This is a genomic window from Endozoicomonas sp. G2_1, from assembly GCF_017744155.1.
In the GTDB taxonomy this organism is placed as follows: Bacteria; Pseudomonadota; Gammaproteobacteria; order Enterobacterales; family Alteromonadaceae; genus JAGHQT01.
The window spans coordinates 1-26,771 of the sequence record NZ_JAGHQT010000007.1 but is presented as its reverse complement, the minus strand read 5'-3'; the positions used below and the strand labels follow the sequence as shown (position 1 = coordinate 26,771).

Annotated in this window: 18 protein-coding genes; 8 read left to right on the top strand and 10 right to left on the bottom strand. The window is 43.1% G+C overall.

What is annotated here, in order from left to right; genetic code table 11:
• Positions 1–15: 15 nt before the first annotated feature.
• Both J7384_RS10115 and J7384_RS10110 read right to left on the bottom strand, forming a co-directional pair.
• Complete coding sequence (locus J7384_RS10115) at positions 16–1,431, bottom strand: DNA recombination protein RmuC (RefSeq protein ID WP_247741736.1); 1,416 nt, start codon at positions 1,429–1,431, stop codon at positions 16–18.
• A 183-nt stretch (positions 1,432–1,614) separates the two neighbouring features.
• Positions 1,615–3,144 carry a fumarate hydratase gene (locus tag J7384_RS10110; RefSeq protein ID WP_209113639.1) on the bottom strand — a complete coding sequence of 510 codons (1,530 nt, stop codon included), beginning with the start codon at positions 3,142–3,144 and terminating at the stop codon, positions 1,615–1,617.
• A gap of 150 nt (positions 3,145–3,294) precedes the next feature.
• On the opposite strand from J7384_RS10110, the gene pabB reads away from it, so the two are divergent.
• The 3 genes from pabB to J7384_RS10095 all read left to right on the top strand — a co-directional run bounded on the left by pabB (position 3,295) and on the right by J7384_RS10095 (position 7,096).
• The gene (gene pabB / locus J7384_RS10105; RefSeq protein ID WP_209113637.1) at positions 3,295–4,902 is read left to right on the top strand and encodes an aminodeoxychorismate synthase component I; all 1,608 of its coding nucleotides are present in this window, start codon (positions 3,295–3,297) and stop codon (positions 4,900–4,902) included.
• A 41-nt stretch (positions 4,903–4,943) separates the two neighbouring features.
• On the top strand, positions 4,944–5,513 hold the full coding sequence (locus J7384_RS10100) for a CoA pyrophosphatase (RefSeq protein WP_209113635.1): 570 nt from the start codon (positions 4,944–4,946) through the stop codon (positions 5,511–5,513).
• A gap of 206 nt (positions 5,514–5,719) precedes the next feature.
• The gene (locus tag J7384_RS10095; protein ID WP_209113633.1) at positions 5,720–7,096 is read left to right on the top strand and encodes an L-serine ammonia-lyase; all 1,377 of its coding nucleotides are present in this window, start codon (positions 5,720–5,722) and stop codon (positions 7,094–7,096) included.
• A 135-nt stretch (positions 7,097–7,231) separates the two neighbouring features.
• Here J7384_RS10095 and cysB read toward each other — a convergent pair whose 3' ends face one another.
• Positions 7,232–8,206, bottom strand: a complete 975-nt coding sequence (gene cysB / locus J7384_RS10090) for an HTH-type transcriptional regulator CysB (protein ID WP_209113631.1) — start codon at positions 8,204–8,206, stop codon at positions 7,232–7,234.
• A 294-nt stretch (positions 8,207–8,500) separates the two neighbouring features.
• On the opposite strand from cysB, the gene J7384_RS10085 reads away from it, so the two are divergent.
• Positions 8,501–9,271: a hypothetical protein gene (locus J7384_RS10085; protein WP_209113629.1), complete on the top strand. Its 771-nt coding sequence runs from the start codon at positions 8,501–8,503 to the stop codon at positions 9,269–9,271.
• Positions 9,272–9,374: 103 nt separating this feature from the next.
• On the top strand, positions 9,375–9,743 hold the full coding sequence (locus J7384_RS10080) for a ribosome recycling factor family protein (RefSeq protein ID WP_209113627.1): 369 nt from the start codon (positions 9,375–9,377) through the stop codon (positions 9,741–9,743).
• A 359-nt stretch (positions 9,744–10,102) separates the two neighbouring features.
• On the opposite strand, the gene topA is transcribed toward J7384_RS10080, so the two are convergent.
• Positions 10,103–12,763, bottom strand: a complete 2,661-nt coding sequence (gene topA / locus J7384_RS10075) for a type I DNA topoisomerase (protein ID WP_209113625.1) — start codon at positions 12,761–12,763, stop codon at positions 10,103–10,105.
• A gap of 404 nt (positions 12,764–13,167) precedes the next feature.
• Here topA and J7384_RS10070 point away from each other — a divergent pair, with 404 nt between their 5' ends.
• Positions 13,168–14,274, top strand: a complete 1,107-nt coding sequence (locus J7384_RS10070; protein WP_209113623.1) for an arginase family protein — start codon at positions 13,168–13,170, stop codon at positions 14,272–14,274.
• Between the two features lie 64 nt (positions 14,275–14,338).
• On the opposite strand, the gene J7384_RS10065 is transcribed toward J7384_RS10070, so the two are convergent.
• Positions 14,339–16,906 carry an Ig-like domain-containing protein gene (locus J7384_RS10065; protein WP_209113621.1) on the bottom strand — a complete coding sequence of 856 codons (2,568 nt, stop codon included), beginning with the start codon at positions 16,904–16,906 and terminating at the stop codon, positions 14,339–14,341.
• 180 nt (positions 16,907–17,086) lie between these two features.
• On the opposite strand from J7384_RS10065, the gene J7384_RS10060 reads away from it, so the two are divergent.
• The gene (locus J7384_RS10060) at positions 17,087–18,436 is read left to right on the top strand and encodes a dicarboxylate/amino acid:cation symporter (RefSeq protein ID WP_209113619.1); all 1,350 of its coding nucleotides are present in this window, start codon (positions 17,087–17,089) and stop codon (positions 18,434–18,436) included.
• Between the two features lie 72 nt (positions 18,437–18,508).
• On the opposite strand, the gene tnpA is transcribed toward J7384_RS10060, so the two are convergent.
• The 3 genes from tnpA to J7384_RS10045 all read right to left on the bottom strand — a co-directional run bounded on the left by tnpA (position 18,509) and on the right by J7384_RS10045 (position 22,739).
• Positions 18,509–18,949, bottom strand: a complete 441-nt coding sequence (gene tnpA / locus J7384_RS10055; protein WP_209113617.1) for an IS200/IS605 family transposase — start codon at positions 18,947–18,949, stop codon at positions 18,509–18,511.
• A gap of 169 nt (positions 18,950–19,118) precedes the next feature.
• Complete coding sequence (gene sohB, locus J7384_RS10050; RefSeq protein ID WP_209113615.1) at positions 19,119–20,153, bottom strand: protease SohB; 1,035 nt, start codon at positions 20,151–20,153, stop codon at positions 19,119–19,121.
• 120 nt (positions 20,154–20,273) lie between these two features.
• Complete coding sequence (locus J7384_RS10045) at positions 20,274–22,739, bottom strand: VolA/Pla-1 family phospholipase (protein ID WP_209113613.1); 2,466 nt, start codon at positions 22,737–22,739, stop codon at positions 20,274–20,276.
• Positions 22,740–22,993: 254 nt separating this feature from the next.
• Here J7384_RS10045 and J7384_RS10040 point away from each other — a divergent pair, with 254 nt between their 5' ends.
• Positions 22,994–23,731 (top strand): YciK family oxidoreductase, encoded by a 738-nt coding sequence (locus tag J7384_RS10040; protein ID WP_209113611.1) that lies wholly within the window; start codon positions 22,994–22,996, stop codon positions 23,729–23,731.
• 83 nt (positions 23,732–23,814) lie between these two features.
• Here the strand turns inward: J7384_RS10040 and fadD are convergent, their stop codons facing one another.
• Positions 23,815–25,470: a long-chain-fatty-acid--CoA ligase FadD gene (gene fadD, locus J7384_RS10035; RefSeq protein WP_209113609.1), complete on the bottom strand. Its 1,656-nt coding sequence runs from the start codon at positions 25,468–25,470 to the stop codon at positions 23,815–23,817.
• A gap of 197 nt (positions 25,471–25,667) precedes the next feature.
• Positions 25,668–26,528, bottom strand: a complete 861-nt coding sequence (locus tag J7384_RS10030; protein WP_209113607.1) for an alpha/beta hydrolase — start codon at positions 26,526–26,528, stop codon at positions 25,668–25,670.
• Between the last annotated feature and the right edge of the window lie 243 nt (positions 26,529–26,771).

Below are 26,771 nucleotides of genomic sequence, written 5' to 3'. Positions count from 1 at the left end.
TAACAATTGTCTCAGTTATTTACTACTAGCTTCAGTGATTTTTTTCGGCGCGACAATGGCTTCAGTCATTTCGTCTTCAAGTTCTACTTGCTCTATTTTTACAAAGCGATCAGCAATTTTATCTGCCGATGTGTGAATCTGCTTGATGTCAGTACTAGCTTGCTCAAGCCGTTTGGAAAGATTGTCGAATCGACTGCGAAAACGGCCAAAGTCTGCTGACAAGTGTGCTAAATGCTGCTGAATAATATGCACTTGTTTTCGGGTAACTTCATCCTTTAATACCGACCTTGCCGTGGTTAAAATCGCCATTAACGTTGTTGGTGAGGCCAGCCAAACGCGTTTTTGGTTAGCGTAGTCAACCAAGTCGCTGTGATGGCCATGAATTTCCGCAAAAACCGACTCTGCCGGAATAAACATAATCGCGCCATCTGAAGTTTCATGTTCAATCAAGTACTTAGTACTGATGTCGTTAATGTGTTTTTTAATGTCTTGCTTAAATTGTTTTTGCGCTGCCAGTCTCTGTGCCGTATCCGCCTGTTCATCAGTCATGATGCGATAACTTTCAAGCGGAAATTTTGAGTCAATTACAACATTGCCTGTTGGTTTAGGTAAGAACAATACGCAGTCTGCCACTTTACCGTTAGACAAGGTGTGCTGAATTGAAAAGTGCTGCTCCGGCAGAACATTGCGAATTAAGCTATTGAGCTGAACTTCACCAAACGCACCACGAGAACGCTTATCTGCTAGCACTTCTTGCAAGCTAACAACGTTACTGGAAAGCTCAGTGATTTTTTTCTGGGCATCGTCAATCAATGCTAAGCGCTGTAAAATATCACTAAAGGTTTTAGTGGTTTTTTCAAAGCCGTCAGCCAAGCGCTTGTCAACCTGCCCTGAAATTTCTTTTAAGCGCAAGTCAACTTTATCCGCGAGCTGCTCAATTTGCTTAGTCATTTGTTCACTGCTGGTTTGCAGTGATTTAGCCAGTTCTTCGCGATTGTGTTTGGTCGAGAGTGTTAAATGTTCAACTAACTGATCAAGCGCTTTTGCTTGCTGCTCACTGAATTTTTGCTGATGCTGATGTAACTGACTGACCAGCGCTTGCTGGTTATGCTGTAATTGCTGACTCTGTTGGCCACTTTGCTCGCTCTGCAACTTAAACAGCCCCAGTTTTAACTCGGAAAACTGCTGTGCTATCGAGTGGTTAAGCTCAGTATTTTGCTGTTGCCAGCTTTGCTGGAGCAAATCAATAAACTGATCTTGCTCAGCTTGCTTTTCCGCCGCTTGCTCAAGATTCGTTTGATTCATTTGCAGATATTGACGGCGTTGGGCAATCAGCAAATAAATAACGATTGCCAATAACGCGATAATGGCGAACAGCGCTGACAATAATATCAACCACTCGGCGCTGAGGTTTGTGAACAGTTCTATCAAAGGTTACACATCAAACACTGTAAATATTACCAGTTATTAAACCACCGATGATGGTAAATGTTAAGCAAAATAAAACGGTTACCTGAAATCAGATAACCGTTTTAGATTTTTTGGCTAAATTTATTAGCGCTAAGTTGTCAGCTAAGGTTTTATTTCTAAGTACCTAGAGCTAAACACTTATTGCTATGCGCCTAGCTTTTCATCAAGCTCTTCAATTTTAGCTTGCCAAATTGCTGGGCCAGTGACGTGAGCAGACTCACCTGAGCTGTCAACCGCAACGGTCACAGGCATGTCTTCTACTTCAAATTCGTAAATCGCTTCCATACCTAAATCTTCAAACGCGACCACTTTTGCTTTCTTAACCGCTTTTGACACTAAATATGCCGCGCCGCCAACAGCCATTAAATAAACTGACTTGTGGTTTTTAATGCTTTCAACGGTCGCTGGGCCGCGTTCAGCTTTACCAATTGTCCCGATAATGCCAGTTTCAGCCAGCATTAGGTCGGTAAACTTATCCATACGAGTCGCCGTTGTCGGTCCTGCCGGGCCAACCGCTTCATCGCCAACAGCATCAACTGGACCAACGTAGTAGATAAACTTGTCTTTGAAATCAACGCCAGCTGGTAAACCTTCGCCCGATTCTATTAACTGTTGCATACGTTTATGCGCAGCGTCACGGCCGGTTAAAATTTTGCCTGAAAGCAATACGGTTTCACCGGTTTTCCACTCGCTAACGTCTGCTTTTTTCAAATCGTCAACATTAACGCGACGGACATTTTCACCCACTTCCCAAGTAATATCTGGCCATTCTTCCAATTTAGGCGGCGTTAAATCTGCCGGACCTGAACCATCAAGGTGGAAGTGAACGTGACGAGTAGCCGCACAGTTAGGAATCATTACAACTGGCTTAGACGCCGCGTGAGTTGGCGCCGAGTTAATTTTAACATCAACCACTGTAGTTAAACCGCCAAGACCTTGCGCACCAATACCAAGCTTGTTAACACGCTCGTAAATTTCTAAACGCAACTCTTCTTCTGCATTTTGTGGGCCTCGGTCAATAAGCTCTTGAATATCAACTGGGTCCATTAAACTTTCTTTAGCCAGTACACCTGCTTTTTCAGCAGTACCGCCAACACCAATGCCGATCATGCCCGGTGGACACCAACCCGCGCCCATGGTTGGTAATGTTTTGACAACCCAATCGGCAATTGAATCACTTGGGTTTAACATCACCATTTTAGTTTTGTTTTCACTGCCGCCGCCTTTGGCTGCAATCATCACCTCAACTTCATCACCCGGCACTAAGTCAATGTGAACAACGGCTGGCGTGTTGTCTTTAGTGTTTTTACGAGCGCCTGTCGGATCGGCAACAATTGATGCGCGTAATGGGTTATCAGGATTTAAGTAGGCACGGCGAGTACCTTCGTCAACCATCTGTTGCACGGTCAAATCAGTAGAGTCCCACTGAACTGCCATGCCCACTTTAACGAAACAGGTCACGATGCCAGTATCTTGACAAATTGGACGTTTGCCATGAGCAGACATGCGCGAGTTAATCAAAATTTGTGCAATAGCGTCTTTCGCTGCTTGGCTTTGCTCTTTGTGATAGGCTTTTTCTAATGCCTGAACAAAATCTAATGGATGGTAGTAGGAAATATATTGAAGTGCGTCAGCAATGCTTTCGATAAAATCTTGCTGTTTAATGATAGCCATAACTCTCGTTTGCCCCCAAGCTTTAGTTGAAAGTTAAAAAATTCCCGATATCATACCTTGCTTAAAACCCTGCGACCAGTAGCTTTTTAACGCAATCCCATAGCCTTTAGTCGAAAAGCGACTGTTAGATAACTAAAAACGATTAAATTTGTGACTATCGATAACACCTCGGTGAAAAAGCCGTGTAAAAATGAGGCCGACAACGCAGCAATTGCTGATCTCATTGCTAATTTACCCAACGTTGAAGGGCTTACCGACAGCAGCCCAATTCATTTACCCGTTGCGCCAGAGCAAGTTTTTGCCAAGCTGGCTGACCAAGCATGGGCTATCTGGCTCGACTCATGTGATAGCGATCACCCCAATAGTCGTTTTGACATCATGGTATGGCAACCACTGGTGACGATAACAACAACCGGATCAGAGAGTGTTATCCATTGTCATACAGCCCAATCAACAACGAATAATAAGCTAACACCAACTGAAATCCGCTCAGCGCTAGACCCTTTAGCCCTGGTAGATAGCATTAACCAACAGCTTTTTAGCCCGCAGCAACATTGTCAGCAAAGCGACCTAAAACAGGGGTTTAACAACAAAGAGTTGCCCTTTAAAGGTGGTGCAGTTGGTTATTTTGCCTATGATCTCGGCCGTCGATTTGAAACGTTACCGACGCAAGCATTACAAGATCTTGAGCAAGCCGATATGGCGGTTGGTTTTTATCACCAAGCACTGTTCTTTGACCGCAAGCAAAGCTGTTATTACTTAATTGCGGAGAGTGACAAGCTTGCAACATTAGTCGACTGGTTTGAGCAAATGGTCGAATCAGAATCAGAACCTAAAGCTCAAGATTGGCAGCAGCAAAGGTATCAAAGTAACGCTGAGACAAAATTCTCACTGACCTCACAGTGGCAGGCCAATATGACTGAGTCGGCCTATCGAGAAAAGTTTGCGCAAGTGCAAGATTACTTATTATCGGGTGATTGTTATCAGATTAACCTTGCTCAGCGTTTCCAAGCGCAATACCAAGGAGATGAGTTCGACGCTTACTTAGCATTAAGACGGGCTAACCAAGCACCATTTTCGGCGTTTATGCGTTTTGCTGATCACAGCGTCTTGAGTATTTCACCTGAACGCTTTTTACAAGTCGAACACAGCGCTAATGGTATTGTCGATGATGTTATCAAAGTTCAGACTAAGCCAATCAAAGGCACTCGTCCCCGTTCACAAAACCCTGTCCAAGACCAAGCGCAAGCGAATGAATTAAAACACGCCAGCAAAGACCGCGCTGAAAACCTGATGATTGTTGACTTATTGCGCAACGATATCAGCAAAGTATGCCTGCCGGGCACGGTAAAAGTACCAGAACTGTTTGCCATTGAGAGTTTTCCTGCGGTTCATCATTTGGTCAGTACTGTTGAAGGACAACTCTCGCCTGAACACAGCGCTGCCGATTTACTGCGCGGGGCATTTCCGGGCGGCTCTATCACGGGTGCACCAAAAATTCGCGCGATGGAAATAATTGAACAGCTAGAACCTCACCGCCGCAATTTGTACTGTGGCGCGATAGGCTATATTTCCGCTTGTGGCAATATGGACACCAGCATTACCATCAGAACCTTGGTTTGTAAAAATCAGCAAATATACTGCTGGGCTGGCGGCGGCTTAGTAGCCGACTCTCAAGTTGACAGTGAATATCAAGAAACCTTCGACAAAGTTAAAAAAATACTGCCGGTACTTAGCGAACACAACACGCCCTTGTAATTAACTGACTATTAAGCAAAAAATTGTGTTTAAATAGTAATATGAAGATTGAACAATTAATTACCAGATTTAGCTTGTCTCGTTTGCCACCATCGAGTCACTTATTTCGTTTCAATGGTTCGGTAAAACAATCTGCTGTGCTTATCGCTGTGGTTGAAAATACTGACGGCGCCAGTGTTATTCTGACTAAACGCGCCACTCATCTGCGTCACCACGGCGGTCAAATAAGCTTTCCCGGCGGCAAGATTGACGAAGGCGACGACTCGTTTGTTGCTGCCGCTCTTCGAGAAGCGCAAGAAGAAATAAGCCTTGCGCCCGAGTGCACCGAAATTGTTGGCTACCTTCATCCTTATCAAACCATTACCGGTTTTGTCATTCACCCTGTAATTGCCAAAGTGCCTGCCAATATCAACTTAACTCCCAATCCAAGTGAAGTGGCAGAAGTCTTTCAAGTACCGTTAAGTCACATTCTAAACCTAGATAACCACGTTAATATCTACACCCAACACAAAAATAGGCGTTACCCAATTACGTTTATCCCTTATCAACACCACAACATTTGGGGCGCTACTGCAGCTATTTTGCGAGACTTAGCAATTCACCTACAGTAATCTGCCTCAACCAAATATCGCTCCATTGCTCTTATCATAAACGTGATAGAAAACTCACACATGATTGATTGACTGCCATACTGATTTCTACTGTGCGGCAAAATCAATCGTTAAGACGACTTTTGCTTAATGTGTGTTTTACGGTACAATGACCGAACTAAATTTTTATAAATAACTTTATAACAAAAATATATACAGGTTTAGACATGATTAGTGTATTTGATATGTTTTCTATTGGTATTGGTCCATCCAGTTCGCATACCGTAGGCCCCATGCGCGCGGCAAAATTATTTGTCGACCACCTAGCAGAGCAACAACTAATCGACAAAGTCACTCGTGTCAAAACTGAGCTCTTTGGCTCTCTCGGTCAAACCGGCATTGGCCATGGCACAGGTAAAGCCGTGATTTTGGGCTTAACTGGCGAGTCACCTGAAGATATCGCAGTAGAAAGTATTGACCGCATTCTTGAGCAAGTAACAACTAGCCAAGAAATTGAGCTCAATCACCAACACAAGGTGCAGTTTCCAAAAAACGACGCGATTATTTATCATCGCCGTAAAACCTTGCCCGCGCACGCCAATGCCATGACGCTATACGCATATCAAGACGAACAATTAATTTTAGAGGAAACCTACTATTCAATTGGCGGTGGTTTCATTGTCAAAGACGAAGACTTTGAACAAGAAAAAGACAAAGCGCTCTCTTTACACGCCAATATCGTCAGACCTCATAAATTCTCTAGTGCAGACGAGCTTATTTCACTGGCGACAGAAAAAGGCTTAAGTATTAGTACCATTATGATGGACAACGAAAAGTGTCTTAATGATGAGAGTGAAATTAGAGCCGGCTTGATAAAAATTTGGCAAGCGATGTACGACAGTGTTCAACGGGGTATTCGCACCGAAGGCATATTACCTGGCGGCCTAAAAGTAACGCGCAGAGCACCTGCACTATTTCGCACCCTGAGTGTTGAAAGCAATAATGATCCATTAACCGCAATGGATTGGGTTAATCTATTTGCCTTAGCGGTCAACGAAGAAAACGCGGCCGGTAGTCGTGTTGTCACTGCGCCAACCAATGGTGCTGCAGGTATCATCCCTGCGGTATTGTGTTACTACGACAAGTTTATAAAACCAGTTAGCGATGACGACTGTATTCGCTACTTATTAACCGCAGCAGCTATTGGTGTGCTCTACAAAACCAACGCCACTATTTCTGGCGCGGAAGGCGGCTGCCAAGCAGAAGTTGGTGTTGCTTGTTCAATGGCGGCCGGTGCACTGACTGAAATTATGGGTGGTAGCCCAATTCAAGTCGAAAATGCCGCTGAAATTGGTATGGAGCACAACTTAGGCTTAACTTGTGACCCAGTAGGTGGTTTAGTACAAGTGCCGTGCATCGAGCGTAACGCAATGGGCGCAGTAAAAGCGATCAACGCTTCTCGACTCGCCCTTCGCGGTACTGGTACGCAGAAAGTATCGCTAGATAAGGTCATAAAAACCATGTGGGAAACTGGCAACGATATGAAGACCAAATACAAAGAAACATCGCGCGGTGGTCTAGCGGTAAATATCATCGAATGTTAATGGTTTTAAAGACAAAACTAGTTAAAATACCGAACAGCAAAAAGTCCGTTTAGCATGCTAAACGGACTTTTTGCTGTTGATTGCTTATTTGTCGTTCAACCACTCAGTTCTTGTGAATGACTCACCAAGACTGACCTAACGAGTAGGTAAATTAATATCCTTCAACAAATTGTCGATTTCAGCGTTGTTTTTCAACAAAATCGCTTTGGTGACCAAGTCACGATTTAAGTGTGGCGCAAAGCGCTCAATAAAATCAAACATGTAACCGCGCAAGAAGGTACCGCGACGGAAGCCAATTTTCGTGGTACTTGGCTCGAATAAATGGCTAGCATCTATGGTAACTAAGTCTTTATCGGCAACAGGATCAATTGCCATCGTTGCTACAACGCCAATACCAATGCCCATGCGAACATAAGTTTTGATAACATCTGCATCGGTCGCAGTAAAGACGATTTTAGGCTCAAGACCTGCTTCATTAAAGGCAGTATCTAATTCAGAACGACCAGTGAAACCAAAAACATAAGTCACTAGCGAATATTTCGCGACATCTTCAATGGTAATATCTTTTTTGTTTGCTAATGGGTGGTCTGGACGTACAACAATACTGCGATTCCAGTGATAGCAAGGCAACATAACTAAATCGTTGTACAGGTGCAAAGACTCAGTGGCAATGGCAAAGTCGGCTTCGCCTTTGGCGGCTGCATCACTAATTTGTGATGGCGTACCTTGGTACATGTGCAAAGACACTTTCGGGTACTTTTTCATAAAACCCTGAATGATCTCAGGCAATGCGTAGCGCGCTTGCGTGTGAGTAGTCGCAATGCGAAGCTTACCCTCATCAGGTTGTGTATGCTCACGAGCAACTGCTTTAATCGCTTCGACTTTTGATAAAATTTCAGTGGCGATATTAATCACTTCGTTACCGGCAGAAGTCACATGGGTCAAATGTTTACCGCTTCGGCCAAAAATTTGAATGCCCAATTCGTCTTCTAACATGCGCACCTGTTTACTAATACCTGGCTGTGAGGTATATAGGCTTTCTGCTGTAGCAGAGACGTTTAGGTTATTATTAAGTACTTCGACGATATAACGGAGTTGTTGCAGCTTCATAATTGATTAATTAATTTCCTCTTATGCAAAAAATATATACAAAAACAAAAGATTATTCCATTATATTTTTAAGCTTTTTGTAAAAAATTTAAAACACCGCGCTCAAAGCAGTTAAACAGCGCTTATTTATCATCACTTTTGTTTGACTCAACTCTCAGAATTAAACCTTTAATACTTAGTTAGACCAATAACAATCAACTAAAATTTAGTAAATTTGTCACTTAGCCCTATGCTTAATAAAACAATTTTTGTAGACTGATGCAGTTTGATCCCTTTATTACTGAGTAATCACGTATGATAGCAATTATCGTTGGTTTAATTGTTGCCTTAATCATCATCGTAGTGGTGGTTAACGCAGTCCAACAACACAAAGAAAAAGTAGAACAAGAAAAACGTGCCCAAGTTGCTAAACACAAAGCAATTATTGATGAAACCGAAGAGTTACTTGTCAACATTGCCAACCTGCCACAAAACCCAAGCGTAGTCGCTATTCTTAACCGTCGTAATTTGAATGCAGCAAAAGCTATTAAACAGGTGATGCCTGACACTAAAGGTATTGACGGTCGCGTTAAAGACTACGAAGAGCGCTCTAGAGCAGCCCAAGAACTCGCTGACAAGCAAAGTGGCAGTGAAGACAGCTTTACTTTGCCAGACAATGAACAGCACTTATTAGCCATTTTGCAATGTATTAAAAAATTGAGATCAATACTCAAGTCTGAGCAATCTAAAGGCGCTATTGATGCTCAAGTATTTATGGCGGAAGATCGCAGACTTGATGCGATGCAACTCAAAATTAATATTGAGAGCATGGTTAAACGCGGTAACCAAGCGTACGCTAAAGAAATGGTTGGCTCAGCGCGTCAATACTACGAAAAAGCATTACAAACGCTTAGTAGTCATCCGGTTCGTTCAGATTACACCATGACTAAAAAAGAAGAAATTGAAAACAAGTTGGAAGAAATCACCAACGCATTGAAAAATTCAAACGCTCAAGACCGTGCCAAGAAAGCAGAAGAAGAGCAAGACGAACTAGATATGTTGTTCCAACCGAAGAAAAAGTGGTAACAACTTAGTTTACGTTCAAATCAAAAAAACCTGCCTTGTGCAGGTTTTTTAATGCCTGTGAATTCAATATAATCAATCTATATTTATACTTTTCGTTACTGTGATGTCAGCACCCATCGAAATCATCTTACCGTCTTTTTTGCGTCGAACCTTAAAAGCGTATGCATTAAAAGCAGAAATACGTGCTGTAGGCTGTGATTTAAACCGCATTGGGCGCTCGCGTAACTGGCAACTCAAAGGCTCTCATCAACAGCTACTCGCCATTATTGAGTTTATCCATAGCCATGACGAAAAAAGCTGGTATTGGCTGGCAGAAAAGCTTTCAGGGCAAGTTAAAAGCAATACCACTGAGAACTTGCTACTGATTGCTAAGCAAAAGCCGGGCATTACGGTTAACGAATTAATGGCCAAAACAGATTGCACTATTGCCGAAGCGAGGAAAATTATCGATCAGTTAGAGTGGGAAGATTGATAATACCAATCTGTATATACCCAAACTACTTCAAGATACGCAGTTCAGCGCTATCACAGGGAGTTAATATCAAGGCGCAGCTAGCAGGAATGGTCACTCCCTTTCAATTAGCTGCAACGCAGAGAGTAAGTTCCTGTGAAGCGCCCAAAGGGTTGGTTTAAAAGATAATTTATGCGGCGTTATTGATTTTAACAAGGGGGCAACCATTCTTTGCAATCAATGCCTTGCCTAAATTACTTTTAATTCCAACTGAATAAGCATCTTGAAGTAGCTTGGGTATAAATAAAAAGCTTGAAGGAGATATAAATAAAAACAGACTGAATAAGTGAACTACCTATTCAGTCTGTCGTTAGGCGCAGTTAAGCTTTCGCTGTCTTGGCTTTAGTCGCTTTAGTTGCCTTTTTCTTGGTTTGTTCTTCAACCCATTTGCCATCTACATAGCGGGCTGTCCAGCCTGTTGCTTTACCTTCGACTTCCGTCATCACATATTGCTCTTTTGACTTTCGACTAAAGCGAACAATTGACTCGTTGCCATCAGGGTCTTGTGCTGGCGCATCGGCTAAATAGTAAAACTTAGACGAGATACGATCGCGGAAACGCTGTAATTCAGCAACTTTCGGCGCTCGTGTTTCTCGAGAGCGCGGGAAAGTACTCGCCGCCAAGAAAATACCAGCAGCACCGTCGCGCAAGACAAAGTGAGCATCTGATTTTTCACAAGGCAACTCAGGTAAAAAGACTGGGTCTTCTTTCGGTGGCGCAGGCTCACCATTTTTCAGTAACTTACGGGTGTTTTTACATTCATCGTTAGTACAGTCAAAGTATTTACCAAAGCGGCCGTTTTTCAACTGCATTTCAGACTGACAGCGATCACACTCGAGTAATGGACCATCGTAACCTTTAATTTTAAAGGTACCCTGCTCCACTTCGTAACCATCACAGCTTGGGTTATTACCACAAACGTGAAGTTTACGCGTTTCGTCGATCAGGTAACTGTCCATCGCTGTGCCACACTTGCCACAGCGGCGCATCGCGCGCAATGCTTCGGTTTCTTGATCTTCGGCAAGTACACTAACGGCTTCTTCACCGGCTGTTAAGTTCATGGTTTGCGTACAGCGCTCTTTTGGCGGTAAAGCATAACCAGAGCATCCTAAGAACACCCCTGTTGAAGCGGTTCTAATGCCCATTTTACGGCTACAGGTCGGACAATCGATATCGGTTAAAACCATCTCATTACTCGGCATACCACCGTCAGCTTGGTCTTGATCAGCTTTTGCCAACTTGTCAGTAAAATTACTGTAAAACTCATCTAACACCGCTTTCCACTGAACATCACCTTCAGCGATTTTATCCAGCTCAAGTTCCATGTTCGCAGTAAAGTCATAGCTCATTAACGTTTTGAAACTCGTTGATAAGCTATCGGTAACGATTTCACCCATTTTCTCTGCGTAAAAGCGCTTTTTATCTAAGCGAACATAGCCGCGATCTTGAATCGTTGAAATGATTGAAGCGTAAGTCGACGGACGACCAATAGAGCGTTTTTCTAGCTCTTTTACCAGTGATGCTTCACCATAACGTGCAGGCGGCTTGGTAAAGTGTTGGCTAGGGTTGAGTTTAACTAAGCTCAGTTGCTCACCAATTGCCAAATCAGGTAGGTGAGTATCTTTGTCGCCTTTACTAACTTGACTGTGAACTCTTGTCCAACCGTCAAATTTCATTACTCGGCCTTTAGCCTTCAAAGTGAAGTCGTCAACACTAACCGTTAATGTACTAACGTCATAACGGGCTGCTGTCATTTGACAGGCAACAAACTGGCGCCAAATCAAATCGTATAGCTTACGACAATCTGCATCCATACCGTCGAGCAGAGCCGCTTCTAGTTTGACATTAGACGGACGAATAGCTTCGTGAGCCTCTTGAGCGCCTTCTTTGCTGCCATACACTTTGGCTTTTTCAGGTAAATAGTCACTGCCAAAGTTATCGTTAATATAGTCGCGACACATGGCAACAGCATCTTGGCTCAAGTTGGTTGAGTCAGTGCGCATATAAGTGATATGGCCCGCTTCATAAAGCTTTTGTGCAAGCCCCATGGTGCGTTTTACGCCAAAGCCCAAGCGCGTGCTTGCCGCTTGTTGTAAGGTCGATGTAATAAACGGCGCCGAAGGAGAGCTCTTAGATGGTCTGTCTTCGCGATTTGCTACTTGGTATTGAGCGCTTTCCAGCACAGACAAAGCTTGCTTAGTTTGCGCTTCATTAACAGGCTTAAACGCCTTACCGCCTTGGTGAGTCACTTGTAAGTTTAGTGCTTGCTCAGCGCTACTTAAGGTATCGGCATTAACTTCCCAAAACTCTTCAGGAACAAAGGCTTTGATTTCGCGCTCGCGCTCAACCACTAAGCGAACCGCAACTGACTGCACTCGGCCCGCGGACAAGCCTCTAGCGACTTTCTTCCACAGTAATGGACTGACCATAAAGCCAACCACGCGATCGAGGAAACGACGCGCTTGTTGAGCATTTACGCCGTCCATATTGAGTTCACCAGGCTCAGAAAACGCATTTTCAATCGCGTTTTTTGTTATTTCGTTAAAAACAACGCGTTTAAACTTGTCGTCGCTGCCACCGATAATTTCTTTTAAATGCCACGCTATCGCCTCTCCCTCGCGATCCAAATCGGTTGCGAGATAAATAGTGTCTGCGTTGGTAGCAAGTTTCTTTAATTCGTTAACAACTTTTTCTTTGCCCGGCAGGATTTGATAATCCGCTTGCCAATTTTTCTCAGGGTCTATCCCCATGCGATTCACTAAGGCTTGTTTATCGCGTTTGGCTTTATACTTGGCTTTGGCCTCAGGACTCATTTTGCGAACTTCAGCTGCCGTTTTGGTTGACGCTTTTTTACCGGTACTACTGGTAGGCAGATCGCGAACGTGACCTACACTAGATTTTACAACAAACTTGTTACCTAAGTACTTGTTGATAGTTTTAGCTTTTGCTGGTGACTCGACAATAACCAGTGATTTTGCCATATATGTGTAATTTCCTACTTAATACTATGAGTTAACACTCATCAAGCATCACGCTTGTTGGAATCGGCTTGATAATCGGAGTATTTCCCTGCCTTTATAGTGAATGCATAACTTTTTACAAAAACAATATTTATATTGCTATTAGATATATCTGTAATTCAACAAGCTGACAAGTAATTATTTTTTATCATAGCCAATTTATGACTTTTGCCTATAATGATGTCAAATTTTCGGCGCCATCATAATAGAGTTTGCCAAAAAGTTTAAGAGCCAAGTGAATAAAATTCCTAGTTTCTCAATAAAAAGTTGGCATATTTCAATCTCTATTGTCAAAAAAACAACAATAATAAGTTTACATAATTCAACGTCGAAAACTTGTAAACAACAGTAATACGAGTATTAAAATGACACAATTACCAATTGATTTTAAAGAAAAATTAGAAGCTTGCTTATGTCCGCCAGGCAATGGAGTGTTTACCGTAAATACGGCAAAAGAGCGCAAACAAGCCCTACACAAAGCCCTGTATCAGCAAACGGATAATATTGATCAGTTGTGGCAACAATCGCTAGAACAACTCAACAGTGACAACAAAGCCGTTATTTTGGGTATTTCGTCAGATTGTGGTGGTGGCATCCTTCGCGGTGCTAACTGGGGACCATTATTTTTGCGTTCAACAATGCTGAATAAATATTCAGAGATAAACGCATTTGATCTTGGTGACGTGCGGGTTATTCCTCATTTATTGCACGACAAATACCTCAATGATGCAACGTTGGCAAACTGCAAAAAAGCACTTTACCAAGACAACAATAGTCCTTACCCTGTAAGTCCTCTGTCGATTACTGAGGATGTTCTGCACGATTTCTATCGCGCATTTCCACAAAAAGGCATTTTTGCTATTGGTGGCGACCACTCAATTAGCTACCCGTTAACTAAAGCCTATTTACAAGCGAAAAAAGCACAAGGTATTCGCGCCGCGATTATTCACTTTGATGCTCATACTGACTTGCTGGTTGAGCGCCTTGGTATTGACTTGTGTTTTGGTTCTTGGTGTACGCATATTCTCGAAGACTTACACTGCCCTAGCCACCTTATTCAAGTTGGTATTCGCTCAAGTGGTAAACCCAAGTCACATTGGCAAGAAACCTTTGGCGTTAAACAACACTGGGCACACGAAGTGCGCGAACAAGGTGTGGATACAATCATTGAACAAATACTTGCTCAATTAGCTGACCAAGAGATTGACGAGCTTTACGTGAGCTTTGATATTGATGCCATTGACGCTGAGTTTGCCTCTGCTACCGGTACACCAGAGCCTGATGGTTTATTCCCTGACGAAGCGATGAAGATATTGACAGAGCTTGGCCAACGCTACTCAATCACTGGCGCTGACATGATGGAGCTCGCGCCGTTTACCGACAGCACAGGCCGCGGTCAAGAAAGCGTTGAGAGCACGTTTAACGTTGCTGCGGAGCTATCGCAATACTTAATTAACCAAATTGCTAAATAAATGCCAGACAATAAAAAAACCACTTACAAGCTGTAAGTGGTTTTTTTATGATTTGTGCGTAATCCTAGTTAGGATTATTACAAAGTGATGCTATACCAAATGGGCCACTAAGACCTATTGCCGCTGTTGGCGGCTCCTGATCTTCGTTAGCAACGTCAGCAGCCAACACTGGTAATGTGAAAATTGTTTGCTGTTGGTTCTCTGTACCTTGTACTTGCGCTGATGCCACAAGCCTAATATCAACCCATTGTGCAAAGCTTTCTGCATAGTCAATATTAATCACAGCTCTACCGTTGCTATCAGTGGTTACATCAGCTGTAGCCGCTACTACATTGCCTGGTGTTAATCGACCATCACCATTAGTGTCTTCACCGACATCTAAGATACCATCAGTATTTTGATCTTCGTTGTCACAGCCAGCAGGAGTACTGTAGTTCGCCGCCCAGTTAACAAACTCACCATCATCAAATACTTTAACCCATTGACCTTTGTAGTAACGCTCAGGAATTGCGGAAATAGTGACGACTTGGTTATCCACTGGATTTGAATCAGCGTCCGTAACAAAAACCGAATACTGTTTGCGATATGTTGTTGGATCTAATTGCATCAAACTGTTACCAGTACCAAGAGCAATAAACAATTCACGTTCAGCGACTGTCAAATTAACAGTAGCGCTTCTACTTGGATCTTCGTTAACGGTTGCAGTAATGATAACGCCATTTTGCGCTGACACGCTATTTGATGTGTATACAGTCGATGCAGCACCATTGCTATCTGTCACAGCACTGGCGGGGAAAATGGTACCACCGCTAGTATCAGTCAAGCTAAAATCGATGGTTTTGTTTTTGACTAAGTTACCACTAGCGTCGCGCACAACTACGGAAATAGTCGATGTTTGCTGATTAGGACCAATAGAGTTAGGAGACGCTTGCGCTTCGATAGTATCTACGGTTTCAGCGACAAACTCGAATTCTAACTGGTTTGACAAAGAAATAGCATTATCAGTACCAGCAAGAGTAACTAATGCTCTACCAGCTTGTGTTGAGCTGAGCTGCACTTCAACTTCACCGTTGGCGTTGGTCGTTAAGTTAGTACTATTCGCGGTACCACGAGTCGTTGTTACTCTGACATTCGCGTTAGTTACCGCAGTATTGTTTCTAGTCCACGCCAATCTTAACGTTGCAGAATCAGATAACAAAACTTCAGGAATCGTCGGTGCCGGTGTCGCTGAAGGGTTAACCACAGTACCATCACCATTGTTAAAGCTTGTGAAAACAAAAGAATCGGCTTGTATTGCAACATTCTGCGCAATTGTCGCGCCAAGAGCAGTTGCCGTAATTGTATTTGTGCCTCCTGATGCGCCGACAGCAGTGAACGTTGCTTGCCCCGTAGCATCTGTAGTAACAGAATCAGGAAGTGTGATCGACGCTACCGCTCCAGCTGGATCTGTTGTCGATTGATCTGTAGTAGAGAGGTTTACTGCAGTGTTAGCTATACCGGTTCCGTCAGAGTCTAGCAAGCGAACGATATAACCAGTGTTGTCGCCAATCGCAAGAGATGAAGAGCCAGTCAACACTATACTCGTACCAACAACATCAATATCGACTGAGTCCGAGTTAGTAGAATTTACAGCAGTAACAGTAATCACCCTATTAGCTGGTTCAGCTGGCGTGGTTAACACCGCCGTTGCTTGGCCATTGGCTTCGGTTGTCGAACGGGTAACTTCTATTGACCCCGTTGTTGAGCTAAAAGTAATTTCAGCACCGCTCACTAAGTTGTTGTTATTATCTTTAGCCACTGCTGTCAGAGTAATTGCTTGAGAATCACTAGACGCTAGCTGTTGACTTGAGGCAAATATACGTAAGTCATCTACTTGTGGGCCGTTACTACTGTTACCATCACCTGCACTGGTAAATGTAACTGGTCGTGAGCTGATGTCACCAACTTGCGCAGTTACTTGGCCAGCACCAGCCGTTCCACCAGCGTTCAATTGAATAGTAGCCTGACCTTCAGCATTCGTCATTGAAGTCCCTGATTCAGGGCTAAAATTAGCTAATTCACTATTGCTCAGCGTAAATGTTACTAACTCGTTGGCAATTGGTGTGTTACCTCTAGCAACCGTAGCAGTAATTGTCGCCGGACTCTGCGCATTGATAAGCTGACTAGATATGCTTAAATTAACTTGTAAGGCAGTAACGCCCCCATCACCAGCGCTTGTAACTCCTAAAGGTGTTGAACTTGCATCGCCGATATTTGCAGTAATTTCTACTCCACCAGCCACTGTTCCTGCTCTTAATGTAACCGTTGCAACACCTTGAGCATTGGTTACTGCGGAGTTCGATTCAGGATCAATGATAACGAGATTGGTTGCACTTAAAGTAAAAGAAACGGCTCGGTTGGCAACCGCACTACCATCTTGAGTAACAGTAGCGGTAATAGTCACAGGAGATTGTGCACTAACTCTGTCTCCAGATGCTGACAAGACGATTTGAATGGGGGCAGCACCTCCATTATTGCCATTGTTATTACCATTATTGTTGTTATTTGAGTTACCCGTTAGGTCGCCACCGCCACCACAACTAATAAGGGCAAACAACATGATGAAACAACTTAAACGCTTAACTAACTCCATAAAAGGCGCTCCCTGATGGGTTATTGTTATAATTCATAGTTAATCTTACATAAAAATATTAAAACGTCACTAGATAATATGAAAAACCTGCATCGAGCTTACATTTCATGATAGATTAGCCAGCAAATCTTGCACGGCTCTGTGCAAAATAAAAACAAACAACAAAAAGAAAAATAATTTATGACTACGAGTAATGCTTCTAACGGTTCTAAAAACCTGACTCAGCGTATCGTTATCGCTATGATTGCCGGTATTATCACTGGTGCCCTATTACAAAACTTGATGCCTGATGGCAGTGACTTTGTTATCCCACTTTATTTATTCGACTTCTCTTTGCGAGGATTTCTCGTCGACGGCGTTTTTGAAGCTGTTGGCCAAATATTTGTCGCCAGTTTGCGCATGTTGGTCGTACCTCTGGTATTTGTCTCGCTCGTGTGTGGCGTTTGTTCACTGAAAGACACAGCAAAACTTGGGCGAATTGGCGGTAAAGCCGTTGGTTTATATTTGCTGACCACGGTTATTGCGGTTTCTATGGCGATAGCTATTGCCCTGCTGACATCGCCTGGCGCTGGCGTCAACATGGTTGCTGATACCACGTTCACCAGTCGCGAGGCGCCAAGCCTAGCACAAGTGTTTATCGATATGTTTCCAAGTAACCCATTTGCCGCTTTCGCAGAAGGCAAAATGTTACAAGTCATTGTTTTTGCCTTACTGTTTGGCATCGCAATGGCACTAGCAGGTAAAGCTGGCGAGCGTCTAACGGTTATTTTTCAAGACTTAAACGAAGTTATTATGCGCTTGGTCACTATTTTAATGAACTTAGCGCCATATGGTGTATTTTGTTTATTAGCGGGTTTATTTACCGATATTTCATTAGCGACTTTTGGCAACTTGATTAAGTACTTCGTTGTCGTCATTGGCGTACTACTTATCCATGGTTTGCTGGTTTACCCTGTTTTACTCAAACTGTTCACTGGCCTAAGTCCAAAAATCTTCTTACATAAGATTAGAAACACCGCAATTTTTGGTTTTTCAGTATCGAGTTCAAGTGCGACCATTCCAGTTAACTTAGAGACGACAACCAAAAAAATGGGCGTTAACAACTCAATCGCCTCGTTTACGATCCCACTTGGTGCCACAATTAATATGGACGGTACTGCAATTTTACAGGGCGTTGCCACAGTTTTTATCGCACAAGTATTTAACATCGATTTATCACTGACCGATTTTATTATGGTGATATTAACCGCAACCCTTGCGTCTATCGGTACTGCGGGCGTCCCGGGTGTTGGCTTAATCATGCTGGCCATGGTGCTCAACCAAGTTGGCTTGCCAGTTGAGGGGATTGGCTTAATACTGGGTGTTGATCGTCTGGTCGATATGACCAGAACAGCAGTCAATGTCACGGGCGATGCTATGGTCAGTATTGTTGTTGGTCAATCAGAAGGTCAGTTTGACCAATCGACCTACGATGATTTAAAAGCTGGTAGTGATATCGAAGAAATCGACTTTCATCACTTGAAAGATTAATTCATAAAAAGTAAAGAATCCACCTTCTAAAGAAGGTGGCTTTGCGTAAGCCCCCTAAACAAGGGGGCTGGGTTATCCTAGTAAATGTAATTGACGTTTCTCTTCTTGTTTCTCCATCTTGTCTTGATGCCGTACATAACGCCTGATGATTTCTTCGTTAATACCTACAGAGTCAACGAAATAGCCTCGTTGCCAAAAACGACCACCCCATGCTTTATTCTTACGTAAGTGCGGATATTTATTGAATAGCTTTAAGGCTAACCTTCCCTTTAAACATCCCATCAATTGAGAAATTGATAACTTCGGTGGGACTTTAACGACTATATGTACATGGTCTATTTGTACATTTAACTCCATCACTTTTACACCAAGCTTATCGCAATAAATATGAATAAATCGGTAAACATCCTTACCAATATTATTCTTCAATATTCTAAACCGATACTTCGGTGTCCAAACTATATGATATTGACACCGCCAAAATACGTGCGATGCTTGCTCATATCTACTCATGTTAGTCTCCTATTTGACTTCGCTAAAAATCAAACGGAGATGTAACATGAGTAGATATTTCAGGCATAGCCTTTTTAACAATGACCACCTACTAAAGTAGGTGGTTTAGCTGTCAAGAAAATAAAAACGCCCAGCAATGCTGGGCGTTTTATTATCTATCGCTCTCAATTTAGCTTGGAAAAATACGATTATTTTGCCAAAGCTTACTAATAACATTCTCAACTGAAAGACTAGCGGCTTTTCCTAACTTTTCAGCCAAACCTTTTTTAGTTGCGTATTTAAGTGAAACAACTTGATGCGTTTTACTGGCAATCATCAAATAATCATCACTAGTCTGAATGGTATCAACTAACCCTAGTTCTTTCGCCTTTAGACCAAACCAGTGCTCACCAGTAGCCACTTTAGCAATGTCTAAACTCGGTCTGTGTTCGCTGACAAATGTTTTAAACAGCTCGTGAGTTTCTTCAAGCTCTTCAACAAACTTTTCACGACCCGCTTCAGTGTTTTCACCAAACATGGTCAAGGTGCGCTTAAATTCACCGGCAGTTAACTGCTCAAATTCAATATCGTGCTTTTTTAACACTTTATTAAAGTTAGGGATTTGCGCCAATACGCCAATAGAGCCAACAATGGCAAATGGTGCCGAAATGATCTTGTTGGCAACACACGCCATCATATAGCCACCGCTAGCAGCGACTTTATCAACAGAAACCGTTAGTGGAATATTGTGCTGGCGAATGCGATCGAGTTGTGACGAGGCCAAACCGTAGCCATGAACCATGCCGCCGCCACTTTCGAGTCTGACAAACACTTCATCTTTATCTGTTGCAACGGTTAATAACGCGCTAATTTCTTCACGCAGCGAGCTCACTTCTTTTGCGTCAATACTGCCGTTAAAATCTAAAACAAATAAGCGTGGCTTAGCATCTTCTTCAGTTTGATTTTTCTCAGCTTTCGCTTTTTCTTTAGCCAACTTTTTATCAGCTTTTTCTTTTTCCTTGAGCTGCTCTTTGGTCAATAAGTGATGAATAACATCTTGCTCTGTTTCTTCAAATTGCTCGGAAAGATCGGTTATTTCGAGTTCACCTTTTCGACCTTTTTGTTTCATTGCTGACGCTGTTGCAGCGACAATAATCACAACAATGGCAACAACTAAGGTCAATGCTTTAGCGAAAAACAAGCCATATTCATATAAAAATTCCAAGACAAGTCTCCTATAACTTGATTACGGGTAAACGTTACGAGTAAAAATTCGATTCTACACCATTAGAAACAATTAAGCCCTCTTTCGAGGGCTTAATTTCAGCTTATGTCCAGTGTTTACTTACTGGCGAATAACTGATGAGTCAGTGACCGGAATCAAGGTTGCCATTGAGGCAAAGAAACCTGCAACTTGTGTTTGCATTTCTTGGGTCGCTCTTGCGTTAGCAACAGCATCTTGCGCTTCAGGGCGAACCGCTGGCGTCAAGATTGAACCGTGATGGCCATTGATAAAGCGAACTGCGCCAGAAACGGACGTTTGCTCACCTGTCGCTTGCACCGTTTCAGTCACACTTGGCAGACCAAGTAAGCGAATTGCCGCTTCAGTACCGGCAAGTGGTGATGTAGAAACCACGTTAGGAATAACTTGGTCAGATAGGTTGTCGCTACCATTACCAACAACTTCAATTAAATGAGTTGGCGTTTGAGTGGCAACGATACCAGCTGCGTAGTTACCTGGGTCGCCCGCATCAGTGACCGTTTGCGCGGCAAAAGTAAACTGAGCAAAGGTTGCGTTTAATTCAGCCAACTGTGCTGCACTGAGATTAGCAGTAAAGGTTTCAAAAGCGGCAACTAATTGAGCTTCAGTTTGATCACCGTTTGGATATAGTTGAGCGACTAGTGCTTGGAACTCAGCAGATTGCGCTAAGGTTAAGCTCGCCTTGATCAGGCCGCTGAAAGAACCTGACTCTAACAATAAGTTAGCAACGCCAACACCTGGCATCGCAAATGAGGCTGCATCAACTTTAAAGAATGGGTCAACTGCATCATTTAACGGTGTATTAGCTAAGCTGGTAAAGTTAATACCAGTAATTGCACCTAGTGAATGACCTAAGAAAAACACTTTACGGCCATTGATGCCTAACGGCTGGCCTTGAGCGTCAACCATAAAGTTAACACCTAAACGCAAACCTAACATATCAGCAGTACTTTGACGTAAGTTATCACGCGTCGTCACTAAGCTTGCTAAGTTCATGTAATGAGTCGCAGAAACGGTTGAAGCGTTCAACTCATCACCTGGTTGGCCATCGAGGTTGAAACCACGACTACCGTGTAATGGATGATCAATCGCTGCGGTTGCAATACCGTTAATCGCTAAGAGTCCAGTAACAGCTAACATGTCTTCTTTTCGTGAAGTGATACCGTGTTGCAAAATAGCAATCGGCCAACCATCAGCTGGAGCGGTTAACGCCGGTAGGCCTAAGCTTGCGCGAACACCGTTAACAACCGGTAAATCTGGTGTCGTGATTTGAACATCAAGAATACCAGGATTAGCGTCATCGCCGGTTAGCGTCGGTAAATTACTTGGACCTTGAGGCGCCGGTACTGGGTTAAACTTGGTTAAGTTACGTTCAGTGTCTAAGCCTAAATTACGCAAACCAGGAGCTGGTAAGTTGTTGGCTTGTGAGATGGCAATACACTGACCATCAACTAAATCAACTGGATTCGCTGGAATAACTGCAGGGTTTTGTGCCGCTGCACCAGAGGTAATAACCAATGAATCACAAAGTGCCTTCCACGACTCGTTAACAGGTGCTAATGGGTTAAGCGCAGAAGGTACACCTAAGTAATACGGCAGAGTAATACGGCCTTGTAACAAGTTAGCGGCAGAGAATAATGCTGCTTGTGCAGGCGGCAGAGTAACGCCTTGCGCGGTTAGCGCTTGTGCAACTGACAAGCCAGTATCTTGAGCACCAATAACTGGTGGTGTCTGAGTTGCCAAGTTATTGGCAAGTAATGCTTTAACACTCGCTAAGACATCAACCGTTGATTGCGTAGTAACCGACGCAGTATAAATAATGTTTCCGGCGTCAATACCTTGAGAAGACACAGCAGTTTCAAAACTATTAACCAGACCTTGTAAGCCACGTTGAGCAGCTGTTGCAAGTGGCGTTGTTGCCAAGTCTAATTTTAACAAATCATAAGTTACTGACGCTTGAATGGGGTTGCCATTGTCGTCAAGTAGGCTGTTAGTTAAAGTAACAATATAAGAGGTTTTGCCTTTTAATGGTTGTAATGGCACTACCGCAACACCCGCTGGCGTTGCTTGAGCAACGAAATCTCTACCAAAAGTCAGCTCACTCAATACTCGACAAGCCGCTGCTGTAGGTACAGATGCGCACTCACTCGATGCTGTTGGCCCACCTAATTCAGTTTCAAAAATACGAACTGAGGCACCATTAACGCTATTTGGATCTAACGCAACACCAGCAGGGAAATTAATATTTAAAACGAATGGATTAATCGTTGACCAACCATCCAGCGCATTCAAAGCAACTTGCGGATCAGCAACGTTTGTCGGATCAGCGACAGGAATATTTAACGTACCGTCTGTGGTACCTGAAAATAATACGTCATTTGGTACCGATACCACGCCGTTAGCTGGGTCAAAAGCAACCCGCGCAATAGGTGGAACCGGGTTACCGCCGCCGTTTGCAACATTTTGTTCGATATCTTGAAGTGACTCACTATCACAGCCACTCAATCCAAGCGCTGATGCAACAGCAAGACTAAGCACTAGCTTTTTCATCGTATTTTCCCCATGGATCAATGTATATTTCTTATTATTAACTTGTCGTATTCAAGACTTATTGTGCGCTCCATGCCCACAACAAACAACAAGTTAGACCAGTTTAACTTAACTCAAGATTTGCCAATAAGCCAGTCATTTTTCCCAAAGAACGTTGTTTTTGCGATAATTATTATCAATAGTGAATATTTTGCTCGTCACCATAGATGGATGTGAGTAAAATCGCTCAATTCTTTTTATCTGGTGTAAATTTTATGTTTGATTATCAAATAAGCGATAACTGTCTAGCGAACAAAACAATTTTAGTGACCGGGGCCGGCGATGGTATTGGCAAGCAAGCCGCCCTGACCTATGCCTCACTTGGTGCTACGGTTATTTTATTGGGTAAAACCGTGGAAAAATTAGAGGCGGTTTACGACCAAATTCAAGCGCAAGGTTCACCAGAAGCCGCAATAGTGCCACTAGATCTAAAAGGTGCGACCAAGCAAAACTATCGCGACTTAGCAGCCACCATTGAAAGTCAATTTGCTCAGCTTGATGGCGCGCTGTTAAACGCTTCTATTTTGGGCGAACTAACGCCGTTTGAGCATATTCATGAGCAAATCTGGAATGACGTGATGCAAGTCAACGTTAACGCTCAGTTTTTGCTATCGCAAGCATTAATGCCGGCATTGTTGAAAGCCAAAAACAGTTCGCTAGTATTCACCAGTTCAGGCGTTGGCAACAAAGGCCGTGCATACTGGGGAGCGTACAGTGTCTCTAAGTTTGCCACTGAAGGTATGATGCAAGTCATTGCTGACGAATATGAAAACAGCAATGTCAGAACCAATGTCATTAATCCTGGTGGCACCAACACGCCAATGCGCAACAAAGCATACCCTGCCGAGGACAAAGCTCGTTTGCCAAGTGCAGAAGATATCATGCCCGCTTATGTTTACTTGATGGCGGATGACAGTGTCGATGTTAATGGTCAGCGTATAAACGCTCAATAATACCAATCAGCGCATACCCTAAATCGTAGGCAAAAAAAATGTGGCTAATCGCCACATTTTTTATCTGTTACTTAGAAAGTCAGTTATCTCAACTCTCGTCGCAAAATCTTACCGACATTCGTTTTTGGTAAATCGTCTCTAAACTCAACTAACTTAGGTACTTTATAGTTAGTTAAATGCTGTTTACAGTGCTTAACAATATCGATCTCTTGTAGGTTTTGGTCTTTCTTAACGACAAACACTTTAACCACTTCGCCACTGACTTCGTGTGGCACACCAACCGCAGCTACTTCAACAACACCGTCGTGCATGGCAATAACGTCTTCAATTTCATTAGGGAACACGTTAAAACCAGAGACAATAATCATATCTTTCTTGCGATCAACAATGCGAAACTGACCGTCTTCTTCCATACAAGCAATATCACCTGTTGCTAACCAGCCGTCTTTCAAGATTTCACTGGTTGCTTCTTCGCGCTGATAATAACCGCGCATCACTTGTGGCCCTTTAACTTGCATCTCGCCAGCTTCGCCAATTTCAGCTTTGGTGCCATCTTCTTTAATGATGCGAACATCAGTAGATGGCGCAGGCACACCAATAGTGCCGCTAAAGCCTTTTTGGTTATATGGGCTCAACGTCACCATAGGTGCACATTCTGTTAAACCATAACCTTCTAACAAACGCGTTTTAGTCACTTTTTCCCAGCGCTCAGCAACCGCTTGCTGAACAGCCATACCGCCGCCTAGCGATAGTTTCAAATGACCAAAGTTAAGATTGCTGAACTCAGGCGTATTCAGTAAACCATTAAATAATGTATTAACCCCGGTTAACGCAGTAAATGGATACTTGGCCAATTCTTTAACAAACCCTTTCATATCTCTAGGGTTAGTGATCAGTAAGTTAGTACCGCCCAAAGTCACAAACATTAAGCAATTCGCTGTTAAAGCAAAGATATGGTAAAGCGGCAATGCTGTCACCACGAGTTCTTCGCCTTCCTTCAACAGATTGTTTACCATAGCTTTCGCTTGCTGCAGGTTAGCAACCATATTGCGGTGGGTCAGCATAGCGCCTTTAGAAACACCTGTGGTACCACCGGTGTACTGTAAAAACGCCAAATCTTCGCCAACAATTTCAACAGGAGTGAAACTGCTTTGAGCACCTTTAGCTAATGCCTGATTAAACCTAACTGTATTGGTCAAGCTAAAGCTCGGCACCATTTTTTTAACATACTTAACAGCAAAATTGATTAAAGCGCCTTTAACTGTGCCTAATCGATCGCCGAGAGAGGTTAAAATAACGTGTTCAACAGGTGTTTTATCGATCACTTGCTCAAGCGTATGAGCAAAGTTTTCAATAATAAGAATGGCTTTAGTACCAGAGTCTTGTAATTGATGCTCTAGTTCTCTAGCAGTATATAGTGGATTAACGTTAACAACGGTTAAACCGGCAAGCAAAGCACCAAATAGAGCAATAGGATACTGCAAAGTATTTGGCACCATAATCGCTAACTTATCGCCTTTCACTAAGCCCAAATCGTTTTGTAAATAAGCTGCAAAGGCTGTCGCTTGTTGCTCTAATTCTCGGTAGGTAATTTCTGCTCCCATATTAATGAAGGCAGTGCGGTCAGCGTAAATACCGGCGTATTTATTAAATAGGTCGACAATAGAAGCATATTTGTCGGCATCAATTTCAGATGGCACCCCTGGTGGATAACTTTTTTCCAACCAAATCTTTTCCACAGAAGCTCTCCTCGTTAATTTCTTCTTTGCATTATTATAGTTATTGCTATCGCTTTGCTCGCGGCTATTGGACTAGCCCCCCTATCAAGCAAAAGCGTTTATTCATTGAACGAATAAAAATCAAACACTCGTTCGAATTTTGCAGCCATAATTCCACATTTCTTCGAAAAATCCTAGTACTTTGTCGTGAATGTCGACTATTTTGCTGAAATAAAAGCCAATATTAACTGGGCAACCTGTTCGGGCTGTTCCATGTGAACATGGTGACCACCGTCGATGTTATGATGAACCAATTGGCTGACAAACTTACCGTAATAGTCAACGCCGCGCCCGACCAACTCTAAGCCGTCAGATGCCTGTATTAATTGTACCGGTATCGCCAAGTCTTTCATCAGTTGTTCGGCTTGCTCTGTACTAAATCGATAAGGCGACGCTAATCTCAAGCGGGGATCTGCTCGCCAAACAAATCCTTGCTCAGCTCGAACCAAACCCCGCTCAACAATCAAACGGGCATTGTCTTCGGTTAAATCAGAAACGGCTAATCTTGCCTTAACTGCTGACGCTAAGTCAGGGTGAAACTTTTTGTTGGCATCACGGCTTTTCAAACGCTGCAATAAGCCCTTTCGCAACTGCTCAGTAGTATTGCTAGGTTGTTCAGTGATAAAGCCAAAAGCATCAATTAAGGTCAATGACTTTACTCGTTCAGGAAATGATGAAGCGAAGGCCGTTGCAATCATGCCCCCCATCGAGTGGCCGACAATATCGATTTGCTGCCACTTGTTTAACTCAAACAATTGTAATAAGTCGTATAACCAATCGATAAAGTGATAGTGATCATTGCGATAGCTTGAATAACCATGACCGGGCCAATCAATGGCAATCACTTGTCTATCTAATAAATGAGGCAACATGGGAATAAAACTGGCAGCATTGTCTAACCAGCCGTGAAGGCACAACAGTGGTGGTTTGCTACTATCGCCTGAGGCTAAACCATGCAGTGATAAATTCGCCAATTGGTAACAGACAGGTTCAATGGTATTTGGATAGTGGCCGAGCACTTAAAAGCTCCATTTAAAATCATTGTTTACCTTTATATAACAACCCGTTAGATAAGGTAAACGACTATTTCAATAAATTGCGCTGAACAGCCAGCAGTAAAGAACCCACCTTCTATAGAAGGTGGCTTTGCGTAAGCCCCCTAAACAAGGGGGCTGGGTTATCCTAGTAAATGTAATTGACGTTTCTCTTCTTGTTTCTCCATCTTGTCTTGATGCCGTACATAACGCCTGATGATTTCTTCG